Genomic DNA, 13,831 nt, shown 5'->3' on the forward strand with positions numbered 1-13,831 from the left:
GCGCGCAAGGGTAGCGTCTTAACCGCATCTTAAACATGGTTGGATCAAGTGGACGCGGACCGAACGCTCCCCGGGGAACCCACCATGGCCACCAAGCGCAAGACCGCCTCCTCCGCCGCTCCCGCAACCGCTCCCGCCGCCGCTGCTTCCGCGACTGCCGCCGCCGCGCCGGTGTTCGAGGCTCCGGTGGAAAGCTGGGCCGACACCATCCTGCGCACCAATTTCGCGTCGGTGGAACAGGACAGCATCGTCCTGCTGAAGGCGGCCAGCACCCTGCTGGAATCGGACGTGCCGGAAAAGGTCACGGTCGCCCTGGACCAGAACCTGAAGCTGTGGATCGCCATCAAGACGGTCCTGCTGAACGACGACTGCCCGGTCGAGCCGGAGGTGAAGGCCAACCTGCGCAATCTGGCGCAGTATGTCGTCTCCACCACCATGCTGGCGACCCAGGGCGCGATCGAGACGCGCAAGTTGGTCTCGCTGGCCCGCCTGAACATGAACATCGCCGAGGGCCTGCTCAGCGGCCAGCGCAACCGCATGATCCAGGAACGCGCCTATCAGATCTGGCAGGAGGAAGGCTGCCCCGAAGGCCGCGAGCAGGAGCATTGGCTGCGCGCCGAGGCCGAGATCTCCGGCCTGTTCAAGGTCTGAGCGACGGTCGGACGTTCCAGGCCGAGCGCCCGCGCGGGTTTACGCAACACCGCCATACCGCCCCGACATGACCGCCCGCGTCGCGACACAGTGACGCGGGCGGCAACGCTTGGTAGGCTCGGCGCACCGTGACAGTCCCGCCGCAAACCATCCCCAAGCCGCACAAGCGCGTCGACAACACCCCGCTCGGCATCGCCTCGATGCTGATTTCCGTGCTGTTCTTCTCGCTGATGAACGTCCTGGCGAAGCTCCTGATGGACCGCTTCCCGGTGACCGAGGTCATGTTCTTCCGCAGCCTGTTCGCGCTGATCCCGGTCTGTCTGGCGATCCATTTCGGCATGGGCTTCGTGACGACGCTGCGCACCCGCTATCCCTGGGGCCATCTGGGGCGGTCGCTGATCGGGCTGAGTTCCATGGCCGCCATGTTCTGGTCCTTCCACCTGCTGCCGCTGGGCGACGCCATCTCGCTGAACTTCGCCGCCCCGCTGTTCCTCACCGCGCTGTCGGTGCCGCTGTTGAGCGAGAAGGTCGGCATCCACCGCTGGAGCGCGGTTCTGGTCGGTTTCGTCGGCGTGCTCATCATCGTGCGGCCCAGCGGCGACGTGTTGAATCTGGGCGCGCTCATCGCGCTGTTCGGCGCGCTGACCAACGCGCTGGCGATGATCGCCATCCGCCAGCTGAGCCGGACGGAGTTGGCGAACACCATCGTCTTCTACTTCACCCTGCTGACCACCGTCCTGCTCGGCCTGACCCTGCCCTTCTCCTGGATCACGCCGGCCCCGCTGGACCTGCTGATGCTGCTGGCGACCGGTCTGTGCGGCGGCTGCGGCCAGCTGATGCTGACCCGCGCCTATTCGCTGGCCCCGGCCGCCCTGGTGGCGCCGCTGAACTACACCTCGCTGCTGCTGGCGGTCGGCTTCGGCTGGCTCCTGTGGGGGGAGGTGCCGACCGCGACCATGGCGGCCGGCGCCGCCGTGGTGATGGCGAGCGGTCTCTACATCCTGCACCGCGAGACCCGGCGCGGCACGACCCTGACCAAGCCGCTGCCGGCCGGCGAGGGCGACTGACGGCACCCCGCACGCCCCGAAATTTCGGCGGATCGCCACGCGTCATAGTTTCGCCATGGCGCAATGATGGGCTGTAGCATTGCGCCGGTGAACGAGTCGGTGGGCAAAAGCCGCAGGCGGCGCCTATATGATTGGTTCGCGCAGCATGACCGGTCGGCGGCTCAGGCAAACCGCCGGACCGGCTGCATTTCGGCGCGGAGGGGGCGGCATGAAGCAGAACGAGCGACGCGGCGACTCCGGACCGGTCCAGAATCGGGCGGCCCCGAACCGGGCCGCCGATGATCGTGGCGCCGGCGACGGCGTGACCGAACCGCGCTTCCGCCTTGCCCAGGCGCGCGCGGCGCTGCTGTGGGAACGGCTGGGGCCGGCGCTGTGGGCGCCGCTGTCGGTGCTGGGCGCCTTCCTGGCGCTGGCGCTGTTGAATTTGCTGGTCCTGCTGCCGGGCTGGCTGCATGGGCTGGCCCTGCTGGTGCTCGCCGCCGCCTTCCTGCTGTCGCTCGTCATCGGGGTCCGGCGTTTCCGCACCCCGGCGGAGGATGAGGCCCGCCGCCGTCTGGAGCGGGACAGCGGCCTCGCCCACCGTCCGCTGCACACCCTGCGCGACCGGCCCGCCGGCAACGACCCGACCGCCCAGGCGTTGTGGCGCCTGCACCAGGAACGCACGCGCGCCGCCATGCGCGGCCTGCGCGTCGCCTGGCCGGGCACCGAGGTGCCGTCGCACGACCGCTACGCCCTGCGCGCCCTGGTGATCCTGACGCTGGTGGTCGCCGGCGCCGCCGCCTGGGGCGACTGGCGCCCGCGCATCGCCGCCGCGCTGACCCCCCATTTCGCCGGCGGCACCGCCACGGCGGCGGCGACGCTCGACCTGTGGATCAACCCGCCCGACTACACCGGCCTGCCGCCGGTCTTCCTGAAATCCGGCTCCGCCGCCAAGTCCGCCGACAAGTCCACTGCCAAACCGGCAAGCCAGCAGACCGCCGGTTCCCCGACCGCCAACCACTCCGGCGACCACCCCACCGACCAGCCGGTGAAGGTGCCGCAGGGCAGCCTCGTGCTCGCCCGCGTCACCGGCGGCGGCGGCACCCCCAGCCTGGAGGCCGGCGACCAGACCAGCGCGTTCGAGGCGGTTGATTCGACCAATTTCCAGGTGCAGAAGCCGGTGACCGGCGGCACCCGCATCGCCGTCACCCAGGGCGGGCGCACGCTGGGCTCCTGGCCGATCGAGGTGGTTCCCGACCGCGCTCCCATCATCGCCCATGCCAATCCGCCGGCCGCCGGCGAGCGCGGGGCGCTGAAGCTGGACTATGCCGCCCGCGACGATTACGGCCTGACCGAGGTGAAGGCGCAAATCCGCCTCGCGCCCGAGGTTCCGCCGCCCGGCGCCGTGAAGAATGGCACCGCGAAGACCGAGGCGCCGAAGACCGAAGCCGGCCCGGTGCTGGAATTCCCGCTGTCGCTGCCCGGCGTCCGCCCGAAGGAGGCGCACGCCACCGCCTTCCAGGACCTGACCGCCCACCCCTGGGCCGGCATGCCGGTGACAGTGCGGCTGACCGCGACCGACGGTGCCGGCCAGACCGGCCGGTCGGAGGATGCGGCCATCATCCTGCCGGAACGGACCTTCAGCCATCCCGTCGCCCGCGCCATCATCAACCAGCGCAAGATCCTGACCCGCAATCCGCAGGAGTCGCGGGTCGAGGTCGCCCGCGCGCTGGCGGAGATCTCCTCGCGCCCCGGCACCTACGGCGACGACATCGTCGCCTTCCTGTCGCTGCGCACCGCCATGGCCCGGCTGATGCTGGACCAGAGCGCCGACAGCGTCCCGGCCTTGCAGCAGCTTCTGTGGGAAACCGCGCTGCGCATCGAGGATGGCGGCCTCTCACTGGCGGAGAAGGACCTGCGCGACGCCGAGAAGCGCCTGTCCGAGGCGCTGGACAAGAACGCCTCCGACGAGGAGTTGAACCGCCTGATGGACGAATTGCAGGCGGCGCTCGACAAGTTCATGGACGCCATGGAACAGCGGATGATGGAGGCGCTGCAGCGCGGCGAGAAGATCCCGATGGTCCCGCCGGAAATGGCCGACCGCATGACCGACCGCAACGACCTGCAGCAGATGCTCGACCAGATGCGCGAGATGGCGCAGACGGGGTCGCGCGACGCCGCCCGTCAGATGCTGTCCCAGCTTCAGCAGATGCTGGAGAACATGCGCTCCGGCGCCATGGCCCAGATGAACCAGCAGCAGGCCCAGCAGCAGAACCAGACCTGGGAGATGATGCAGCAGCTGCAGAAGCTGGCTCAGCAGCAGCAGAAGCTCCTCGACCAGAGCTTCCGCCAATCGCAGGAGTCGATGGATCAGCAGCAGGGGCAGCAGGGCGAACAGCCCCGCGGCCGCCAGCAAAACCAGCGCCGCAACCAGAACGGCCAGCAACAAAATCCCGGCAGCCCGACCCTGCAGAAGCAGGCCGAACAGCAGGAGGCGTTGCGCCGCCAGCTGGGCGAGCTGATGCGCCGCATGGGCGAACAGCAGGGAGGCGAGATCCCGCAGCCGCTGGGCCGCGCCGAACGCGCCATGCGCGACGCCGCCCAGGCGCTGCAGCAGGGCGCCCCCGGCGCCGCGGTGCCGTCGCAGACGGAGGCGATGGAACAGCTGCAGCAGGGCATGCAGGGCATGGCCGAACAGATGGCCCAGCAGATGATGGGCCAGCAGGGGCAAGCGATGATGGGCCAGCAGGGCCAGATGCCCCGCCAGGGCCGGGGACGCGACCCGCTGGGCCGACGCCCGTCGGGCTACGGCATGCAGGATTCCAACGACGTGAAGATCCCCGAACAGTCGGAACTCCAGCGCGCCCGCGAAATCCTGGACGAACTCCGCCGCCGGTCCGGCCAGTACGGCCGCCCGCAGGAGGAACGCAACTACATCGACCGGCTGTTGAAACAGTTCTGACGGCGGCGGGAACTCCGGCAATTCCGGCCGGTTTCCCGGCCTTCCCCGCCGCTCCGACTTGCAACGCTCCGCTCCCGCCGTCATTTCCTCACGAATTCCGGCCGAACGGGGGCGGAGCGGGCGGCAAGCCGGGGAGAGCGGGCGTATGAAGGTCATCATTTGCGGGGCGGGACAGGTCGGGGCCAGCATCGCGCGGCATCTCGCACTGGAAGACAACGACATCACGGTCATCGACACATCGACCGAGCTTGCCCAGCGGATGGACGAGAGCCACGACGTGCGCGGCATGGTCGGCTACGCCTCGCACCCCGACGTGCTGGCCCAGGCGGGGGCGCGGGACGCCGACATGCTGATCGCCGTGACCCACTCCGACGAGGTCAACATGGTGGCCTGCCAGGTCGCCCATTCGGTGTTCGACATCCCGCTGCGCATCGCCCGCATCCGCAAGCAGGCCTATCTCCAGCCGGAATGGTCGAAGCTGTTCGCGCCCGACCATCTGCCGATCAGCGTCGTCATCTCGCCGGAGGTGGAGATCGCCCACAGCATCGCGCGCCGCCTGCGCTCCCCCGGCGCGTTCGAGATGGTGCCGCTCGCCGACGCCAAGGTGCATCTGATCGGCGTCCACTGCACCAACAGCTCGCCCCTGCTGAACACGCCGCTGCGCCGCCTGACCGAGATGTTTCCCGACCTGCGCGCCGCCGTGCTGGCGGTCTTCCGCGACGGCACCGGCTTCGTGCCGAAGGGGAATGACCAGCTGCGGCTGGGCGACGACGTGCATCTGGTCTGCCGGACCGCCGACATCGTCCGCGTCGTCGCCCTGTTCGGCCACAGCGAGGCGCCGGCCCGCCGGCTGGTCATCGCCGGCGGCGGCAATGTCGGCTTCAATCTGGCGCAGATCGTCGAACGCCACATGCGCGGCATTTCGATCAAGATGATCGAGGGCAACGCCGACCGGGCGGAGCTGATCTCCCGCTCTCTGCGCTCGAGCACGGTGGTGCTGAACGGCGACGCGCTCGACCATGAAATCCTGGAGGAGGCGCAGGTCGGCCGCGCCGAGACCATCGTCGCCGTCACCAACGACGACGAGACCAACGTCTTCACCTCGCTGCTGGCCAAGCGCGCCGGCTGCGGCCGGGCGATCACGCTGCTGAACAAGACCTCCTACGCGCCGATCGTCGCGGGGTTGGGGATGGATGTCGTCGTCAACCCGGCGGCGGTCACCGTCTCCTCGATCCTGCGCCATGTCCGGCGCGGCCGGGTGGCGGCGGTGCAGACCATCGGCGACAATTTCGGCGAGGTGGTGGAGGCGGAGGCGCTGGCGACCTCGCGCGCCGTCAGCGGCCCGATCGGCACCATCGGCCTGCCGGCCGGCATGATGATCGGCGCGCTGGTCCGCGGCGGCGACGTCATCATCCCCACCGGCCAGACGGTGATCGAACCGCATGACCGCGTCATCGTGATGGCGACCTCCGATCTGGTGCGCAAGGTCGAAAAGCTGTTCGCGGTCGGGCTGGAATTCTTCTGATCGGTCAACCCCCTCCTGTCGAGACTCCGCCGCTCCTCATCCCCGCCCAGAGACATCATGCCGAATTTGAGGCCGATCCTGTTCATCATCGCCATCGTGCTGCTGGCGCTCGCCGCGACGATGCTCATCCCGGCCGCGGTCGACTATGCCTATGGGAATCCGGATTCGCGGATTTTCCTCTATTCCGCCGCCGTCACCGCCGCCTGCGGCGGGGCGCTGGCCTTGTCCGCGCGCTGCCGCCTGCACGGCGGGCTGTCGCTGCGGCAGGCCTTCCTGCTGACACCGCTGACCTGGACGACCACCGCAGCCTTCGCGGCCCTGCCCTTCCAGTTCGGGCATTTCCCCGAGCTGTCGCTGAACTACGCCAACGCCTTCTTCGAGACGATGTCGGGGCTGACCACCACGGGATCGACCGTGCTGGTCGGGCTGGACCAGACGACGGAAGGGATCCTGCTGTGGCGGGCGCTGCTGCAATGGCTGGGCGGCATCGGCATCATCGGCGTCGCCATCGCGGTGCTGCCGGCGCTCGGGGTCGGCGGCATGCAGCTGTTCCGCACCGAATCCTCCGACCGCTCGCAGAAGGTGCTGCCGCGCGCCCAGCAGATCGCCAAGGCCATCACCGCCGTCTATACCGGGCTGACGGTGATCTGCGGTGTCAGCTACTGGGTGGCCGGCATGACGCCGTTCGAGGCGGTGGTGCATGCGCTGACCAGCCTGTCGAGCGGCGGCTTCTCCACCTCCGACAGCTCCATCGGCCATTTCGAGAATCCCGTGCTGCACTGGCTGGTGACGCTGTTCATGCTGGCGGGCAGCCTGCCCTTCGTCCTTTATGTCCGCACCCTGACCGGCCAGCGCGACGCGCTGTGGCGCGACAGCCAGGTGCGCACCTACCTGACCTTCCTGACGGCGGTGATCCTGCCGCTCAGCGTCTGGCTGACGCTCACGCACGGATACGGATTCACCGACGCGCTGCGTCTGGTGGCCTTCAACGTGGTCTCGGTCGTCACCACCACCGGCTATGCCTACACCGACTACAGCCTGTGGGGAAATCTGGCGGTCGGCGTCTTCTTCGGCCTGACCTTCATCGGCGGCTGTACCGGATCGACCGCCGGCGGCATCAAGATCTTCCGGTTCGAGGTGATGGTGACGGTGCTGCGCACCCATTTCCTCCACCTGATCTATCCGCGCGGCGTCTTCCCGCGCCAGTACGGCAACCGGCGGCTGGACGACGACGTGCTGGGATCGGTGATCGTCTTCTTCGCGCTGTTCTTCACCGCCTACAGCGTCACCACAATCGCGCTGATGGCGCTGGGACTGGACTTCATCACCAGCGCCAGCGCCGCGGTAACCGCGCTGGCCAATGTCGGCCCCGGCCTGGGCGACGTGATCGGCCCGGCCGGCAATTTCTCGACCCTGCCGGATTCCGCCAAATGGCTGCTGTCGCTGGCGATGCTGCTGGGCCGGCTGGAGCTGTTCACCGTGCTGGTGCTGTTCATGCCGCAATTCTGGCGGGGCTGAAACGGCGACGGGACCGGCTTTCGCACGGTCCCGTCCCGAAACACCTCAACCGGTGCCCGGCATCACCTGTCGGGCCGGCATCATTCGTCCGGATTGTGGTTGGCGACGTGGTCCTGCATCTGTTCGGTCTGCACGGCCTTGCTGTCCAGGCCGCGGGCGTCGGAATGACGCGACTTGTCGCGGTTCGACAGCACCTCGTTGTCGCCGATGGAGCCGGCGGGCAGGTCGGTGTTGGCGCCGGTGCCGGTGCCCTTGCCCTGTCCACTCGGGCTCATGTGCTTCTTGCTGGCATTCGCCATCGCATTATCTCCGTCGGTTGGCCGTGTCGTTTGGCCGTCCGGGGCCGCCGGGAAGACGGTCCCCGGCGGCCGACGGCTGGAAGCGGGATCGGACGTGACCGTCAGACCCGCCGGCTCACTGCGGCTGGTTCACTGCGGGTTGCGCGGCTTGGTGCTGTCCAGGCTGTTGGCCGTGCCATGGGTTGCATCGTCGGACATGCCGCTATGGTTGGCATTGCCGCCGGTGCTGCCGGTGTTGTGGTCGCCGTTGCGCTTGCCCAGCGAGACGGTGTTGTCGTCGTACTTGAACTCCGCCATCTGCTTGACCTGATCCTCGGTCACCTGACGGGCGACGACGCGGTCGCCATCGGCCCGCAGGAGGTTGTAGTCCAGCGCCACCTGCTTGGCCCCGATGCCCAGCACGCCGCCGCGATTCAGGATCACCTGGGTGGCCTTGCCGGTCTGGGAGTCGAGGATGATGTCGGCGACGTCGCCCAGCTTCTTGCCGTTCTCGCCGTAGACGTCCTTGCCCATCATCTTCTCGATGCTGGTGCCCTGCTGGGCGGCGGCACCGCCGGCGGAGGCGACGGCCGGGCGCTGGTCGCGGGCCATGCGCAGATGCTGTTCCAGCGTCGGCAGGGTCTGCTCGGCGAAGCGCTTCAGGTCGGCGTCCTTGCCGTTCTGCGCCTGGTCGCGGAACAGGGAGACGGCGGTCTGGTGGGCGTCGACCTGACCCTGCATATAGGCGGAATCGAACTGCTCGCCCTTCATGCCGCGCAGCTTGTCCAGCTTCTGCTGGTGTTCGGAATCGAGCTTGGTCGGCAGCGTCATCGACTTCTTCTGCGCCATTTCCTTCATGGCGTCGGAGGTCTTGGTGTGGTCGGACACCATGTGGCTGCCGAACTGCTTGACGTCCTTCTCCTTCGCCTGGTCCTGCGCCAGCTTGCCCGCCTGGATTTCGAACATGTCGCTCATCGCCGCCTTGTTGGCGAAGGTCATGTCCTGCTGCGCCACCTGGCCCTTCTCGGTCACCTTGGCGGTCGGCGTCGGCGTCTGGGCCAGGGACAGGGCGGGGGCCGCGAACAGGACCAGGGCGGCGGTCGCGAGAAGATGATGGCGTTTCATGGAGGCGGCTCCTGCAATTTCATGGTTTTCCGGTCGCCGGCAGACCGACCTCGCGGCCGGCCCGAAGCGCCCTTCTTCGCCACCTCAACCGTCGAGCGCGGCGGTCGTTCCCTTCCACCCCGTAGACTGGTCGGCTGCCCACCCACCCATCCCCCATCCATCCGGACCACCCCGTCCGGTTCGTCCGGGGTGCCGCGCCTGTGCACCGATTCGGCCAATGGGGACGCGCCGGGGGTATAGCCGAATGAGCACTCGGCCTAGGCCGCGCGTCCGGGGCAAGAAGGGTGGTCTATTACCCCGGTATGGAGGCCTGCTTGCTTCGTGACGCCCGCCATGTCCTGAACGGCACGCACATCGACTGCGATCTGTGCGTGATCGGTGGCGGTGCCGCCGGCCTGACCATCGCGCGCGAACTGGCGGGCGGCAGCTTGAGCGTCGTCCTGCTGGAAGGCGGCGGGCTGGAGGTCGACGGCATCTCCCAGGCGCTGTACGCCGGCCGCAATGTCGGACTGCCTTATGAACGGCTGACCACCGCGCGCAGCCGCTATCTGGGCGGCAGCACCAATTGCTGGGGCGGCTTCTCCCGTCCGCTGGAGCCGGGCGATTTCGCCGAGCGCCCCTGGATGCCCGGCAGCGGCTGGCCGATCCCGCGCGACACGCTGATGCCCTATTACGAGCGCTCCCACGACGTGCTCGGCCTCGGCCCCTTCCAGTACGACAACGACTTCTGGATGGAACGGGTCGGCGGACCGAAAACGGCGCTGATCCCGGTGGAAAACGATGAAGGAGGCGGCGATTTCGAGAACCGCGTCGCCCAGCTCAGCCCGCCGATCCGCATGGGCGAGGCCTATCGCGCCGAGATCGGTCGGGCGGCCAACATCACCGCCTTCCTCAACGCCAACGTCACCGGCCTGGACACCAACCCGACCGCCACCGCGGTGGAACGGGTGCAGGTCCGAACGCTGGCCGGCCCCAGCTTCACCGTCGGCGCCCGGCTGTTCGTGCTGGGCTGCGGCGGGATCGAGAATGCGCGCATCCTGCTGCTGTCCAACAAGGTGCAGGCTGCGGGCCTGGGCAACGGCAACGATCTGGTCGGCCGCTATTTCGCCGACCACCCGCGCTTCAAGACCTCGCCGATCCGCCTGACCCGGCAGGGGCAGCACCGCACGCTCTACGACGTCAGCCTGTGCCTCGCCCGGCGGCGGCTGCGCCGGCCGCATCCGTCGATCGCGCTGGCCCTGTCGCCGACGGCGGAGCTTCAGGAACGGCACGGGCTGCCCAACTCGCGCACTTATCTGGTCGCCTCCTACCATTCCGGGGCGCTGGACGCCTTCAAGGCGATGCGCGACCTGCGGCTCCTGCCCTCGCGCCACAGCTGCCGCCGCTTCGGCGTGTCGGAGGACGAGGCGGCGAGCCTGCTGCGCAACGCCGGCCCCCGCATCCTGCGCAGCCTGCCGCAGCTGGCGCATGCGCTGTTCGACAGCACCATCGATCCCGGATGGCTTCCCCGCCGCTTCACCCTGGAAACGGTGCTGGAGCCGGTGCCCAACCCCGACAGCCGGGTGACGCTGGACCACGCCACCGACCCGTTCGGCTGCAACCTGCCGAAAGTGGACTGGCGCCTGACCGATCAGGACCGCCGGAGCGCCACCGAGACCCAGCGGCTGCTGCGCGACGGCCTGCTGCGGCGCGGCCTGATCGCCGCCGACACGGATGCTGCGGACGAGGCGACGATGGCCGATGTCGGCTGGTGCTGGCACCATATGGGCACCACCCGCATGCATGAGTCGCCGCGTCACGGCGTGGTCGATCCCGATGGCCGCGTCCATGGGGTGGGCAATCTCTATGTCGCCGGCAGCTCCGTCTTCCCGACCATGGGGGCGGACCATCCGACCATGACCATCGTCGCGCTCGCCCTCAGGATGACCGACCGCGTCCTCGCCCTGCTGCAGGACGAACGGAACAGCCCGCCCGCTCCCGCGGTCGCCGCCTCGCTTTGAGCGGGGCGGCGGCATCCTATATTCCTCTCCTTCGCGGAGAGGATTTCACCATGGACCTGTTCGACGATGTTCCGGCCGCGCCGACGGCCGCGCTTGCCGAAGGCTTGCCGCCTCCCGCCGGGCCGCTGCCGGACATCGTGGCGCCGGGGCTGGACTGCCTGTTCGTCGGCTTCAATCCCGGCCTGCGGTCTGGGACGCTCGGCCACCATTATGCCGGGCGCGGCAACCAGTTCTGGCGCCTGCTGTTCGAGGCCGGCCTGACCCCGCGCCTCTACCGGCCGGAGGAGGATGTCGCCCTGCCGGCCATCGGTCTCGGCTCCACCAACCTCGTCGCCCGCGCCACCGCCAGCGCAGCGGAGCTGTCACGGGCGGAGTTGCGCGGCGGTGTGCCACGACTGGCGCGGATCGTCGCCTTCGTCTGGCCGCGGGTGCTGGCCTATACCGGCAAAGGCGTCTATCTGGCGGCGACCGGTCTGCCCGACGCCCCCTGGGGCGTGCAGGACCGCGGCCTGTTCGACGGAGTCGCCGACGTGGTGGTGCCCTCGCCGAGCGGCCTCGCCCGGCTGCCTTTCGAGGAAAAGCTGCGCTGGTTCCGCGAGGTCCGGGACGAGATTGGGCGACGGAGAGGCACGAGGTAATCTCCTAATCTCAACAATAGGGATACTCTAAAAATCACTCTCCAGAATGAATGTTGAAAGTATTAATAATATGAGTAATTGCCTTGCAATCAAATATGCACAAAAATTTATTTTGTTGATTGCCAACAGAAGGCGCGGATTCAATAAAATTGATATCAAAATGCTTTCTATAATTTTATAACATTGCTAAGGCTAATATTTCATCGAATTGCGGCATCTCTTGAATTTTACCAAAAATCCCAATCGTTAGGAATTTTCTAAAAACGCCAGAGCACACAAAAGACAATTTGTTTAACTTTTCGTCGAAGTAAAAATTTTTTTCACCAAACGTAATTGTGGTTCCATGCCCTTTGCTGTCAATGACAATTCTAGTCTCGCCAATATTTCCACATTTATACGACATTGTCGTAAATAAAAATAGATCAGTATATTTTATCTGAGTATCAAATTTTTCTTTCTGATTATTAATTTCTTTATTTGAAGACATAACATAATTTATGTGGTCATTCCTCATAGGCTTTGTAGCAAAAAGAGAAATCACCAAAATAGAAACCACGATGATTCTGATGGGCAACTTGTAGTGCTCTATCAAAAATTTCGTGAAATCCAGAGACTCCTTAAACATGGCAACTCCATTGATTAGCTTAGATTCTAAGTTCTTTATTGCGACTTCTATTACAATACTCGTGAAATAGCGTCTTTTATATATTCTATTACATATTTAACATTTTTTTCGCTTGTGATGTGGGCTGAATCGGAAATGCCGACACTGTCCAGTACCTGCATATTTATCTTTCTGGAAAGAGGCCAGAATTTGCATAGGCCAACCATCTATGAATCATATTCAAGATGCGGCTGGCGGGTGATCGTGAAGCTGACCATTCCGTCGGCTTCATAGCGCAGGATCCAGACGGTGTGAAAATCGTCACCCTCCCATTTTTCGGGAACCTGCTCGGCCAGGGCGCCAAGTGCCAGCGCCAGTTCCGGCAGCTTTCCGTGATGCCAGCAGATCAGGACGGTGGCCCCGGAGTAAGGCGCGTTGCTCAACAGCGCCGGCACCTGGGCGACATCATTGTCAGCAATCGCGTGGACCAGCGGCAGGGCGCGGATCAAACTGATCGGGGTCACCGTTTCGATCGGACGGACGCTGTGCGGCGAGGGTGCCGTCGCCACCACCGCCGAGATGGCCGGCGCTCCCGTCGGAACCAGATGGGGCAGCGTCCTGGTGATGGAGCAGGCACGCTGCCAGCCCCGCGCCGACAGGTTGGGGTTCGTGTCGTCACCCGGTTTTTCGCCATGGCGAATCAGCAGAACGGTGTTTGGCGCCGGCTTCAGTGGCGTCATCGCCAGATGCCTTTCGACGGGAAATTTACCGTCATTACACGCTGAATAAGAGAATTTTTTGTTAACTCCGCCTCAAAAAAGGCGAAGCGTTGGGCAGTTTGCTAGAAGCGCTACCAACGCAATTCCTGGCTAGTCTGTAGAGATAACTGTCCGGACGGAGAGTCCCGGCCGGGAGCGGGGGGCCGCGGGGGGCAATCCCCCTGCCCCGGCGAATCTCCGGGAAAGGCGAGGATGCGGAATCGGCCTTGAGCCATGCTGTGCGCCGCATGACCGCCATTGACCGCCACGGCACCCCTCACGACCCATTGCCCGCGCCGGAGACCGATATGGTCGCCCGGCGGCTGCGCCGCCGCCATTGGACGGTGCTGGCGCTGGCCGTCCTGCTGCTGGCCGGGGTGCTGGGCGCCGCCTGCTACCTCACGCCGCTGACGCCCGCCTTGACGGCGTCCACCACGGCGACCGAAGCCGCGGACCCCTGGGGACCGCAACTGCCCCGGCCGTCCCTCCCGGTCGTCCAGTCCCTGCGGCTCGCCCGGCTTCTGCGCCTCGAGCCGCCACATAAAAAAGAACCGGCGGAGACCTCCGTCCCCGCCGGTCCGATGCGGGTCGATCCCGCGGTCAGGCTGCTGGTCGATCAGGGCTGGCCCGAGCGCCGGCCGGCGGCGATTCCCGCAACCGACCTCGGCCCAACCGGTCCCCGCCAACTGACGGCGGAGACCAAGTCGGCCTCGCCCTAGCCGCCCC

12 protein-coding genes are annotated in these 13,831 nt (G+C 66.5%); 8 read left to right on the forward strand and 4 right to left on the reverse strand.

The window, feature by feature from the left end; genetic code table 11:
- The first annotated feature begins 84 nt into the window (after positions 1-84).
- From FZ029_RS23170 to FZ029_RS23190, 5 genes are all read left to right on the forward strand, one after another.
- Positions 85-651, forward strand: coding sequence for a DUF2934 domain-containing protein (locus tag FZ029_RS23170; protein ID WP_149272116.1), 567 nt, complete (start codon positions 85-87; stop codon positions 649-651).
- 128 nt (positions 652-779) lie between these two features.
- Positions 780-1,718, forward strand: a complete 939-nt coding sequence (locus FZ029_RS23175; protein WP_247892459.1) for a DMT family transporter — start codon at positions 780-782, stop codon at positions 1,716-1,718.
- Positions 1,719-1,926: 208 nt separating this feature from the next.
- The gene (locus FZ029_RS23180) at positions 1,927-4,659 is read left to right on the forward strand and encodes a TIGR02302 family protein (protein WP_149272117.1); all 2,733 of its coding nucleotides are present in this window, start codon (positions 1,927-1,929) and stop codon (positions 4,657-4,659) included.
- Positions 4,660-4,804: 145 nt separating this feature from the next.
- Entirely contained in the window at positions 4,805-6,184 is a 1,380-nt protein-coding gene (trkA, locus tag FZ029_RS23185) for a Trk system potassium transporter TrkA (protein WP_149201395.1), read from the forward strand.
- A 57-nt stretch (positions 6,185-6,241) separates the two neighbouring features.
- Positions 6,242-7,702 (forward strand): TrkH family potassium uptake protein, encoded by a 1,461-nt coding sequence (locus tag FZ029_RS23190; protein ID WP_149272118.1) that lies wholly within the window; start codon positions 6,242-6,244, stop codon positions 7,700-7,702.
- Between the two features lie 80 nt (positions 7,703-7,782).
- Here the strand turns inward: FZ029_RS23190 and FZ029_RS23195 are convergent, their stop codons facing one another.
- Entirely contained in the window at positions 7,783-8,001 is a 219-nt protein-coding gene (locus FZ029_RS23195) for a hypothetical protein (protein ID WP_149201397.1), read from the reverse strand.
- 129 nt (positions 8,002-8,130) lie between these two features.
- Positions 8,131-9,105 carry a DUF4142 domain-containing protein gene (locus FZ029_RS23200; RefSeq protein ID WP_149272119.1) on the reverse strand — a complete coding sequence of 325 codons (975 nt, stop codon included), beginning with the start codon at positions 9,103-9,105 and terminating at the stop codon, positions 8,131-8,133.
- Between the two features lie 314 nt (positions 9,106-9,419).
- Here FZ029_RS23200 and FZ029_RS23205 point away from each other — a divergent pair, with 314 nt between their 5' ends.
- Positions 9,420-11,105 carry a GMC family oxidoreductase gene (locus FZ029_RS23205; protein ID WP_149272120.1) on the forward strand — a complete coding sequence of 562 codons (1,686 nt, stop codon included), beginning with the start codon at positions 9,420-9,422 and terminating at the stop codon, positions 11,103-11,105.
- Positions 11,106-11,155: 50 nt separating this feature from the next.
- Complete coding sequence (locus FZ029_RS23210) at positions 11,156-11,743, forward strand: mismatch-specific DNA-glycosylase (protein WP_149272121.1); 588 nt, start codon at positions 11,156-11,158, stop codon at positions 11,741-11,743.
- Between the two features lie 175 nt (positions 11,744-11,918).
- Here the strand turns inward: FZ029_RS23210 and FZ029_RS23215 are convergent, their stop codons facing one another.
- Positions 11,919-12,317, reverse strand: a complete 399-nt coding sequence (locus tag FZ029_RS23215; RefSeq protein ID WP_149272122.1) for a hypothetical protein — start codon at positions 12,315-12,317, stop codon at positions 11,919-11,921.
- A 257-nt stretch (positions 12,318-12,574) separates the two neighbouring features.
- Positions 12,575-13,087, reverse strand: a complete 513-nt coding sequence (locus FZ029_RS23220; protein ID WP_149272123.1) for a hypothetical protein — start codon at positions 13,085-13,087, stop codon at positions 12,575-12,577.
- Positions 13,088-13,332: 245 nt separating this feature from the next.
- Here FZ029_RS23220 and FZ029_RS23225 point away from each other — a divergent pair, with 245 nt between their 5' ends.
- A complete protein-coding gene (locus FZ029_RS23225; protein ID WP_247892460.1) occupies positions 13,333-13,824 on the forward strand; it encodes a hypothetical protein in 492 nt (163 codons plus the stop codon).
- Positions 13,825-13,831 lie beyond the last annotated feature (7 nt).

This window comes from Azospirillum sp. Sh1 (genome assembly GCF_008365135.1).
Lineage (GTDB): Bacteria > Pseudomonadota > Alphaproteobacteria > Azospirillales > Azospirillaceae > Azospirillum > Azospirillum oryzae.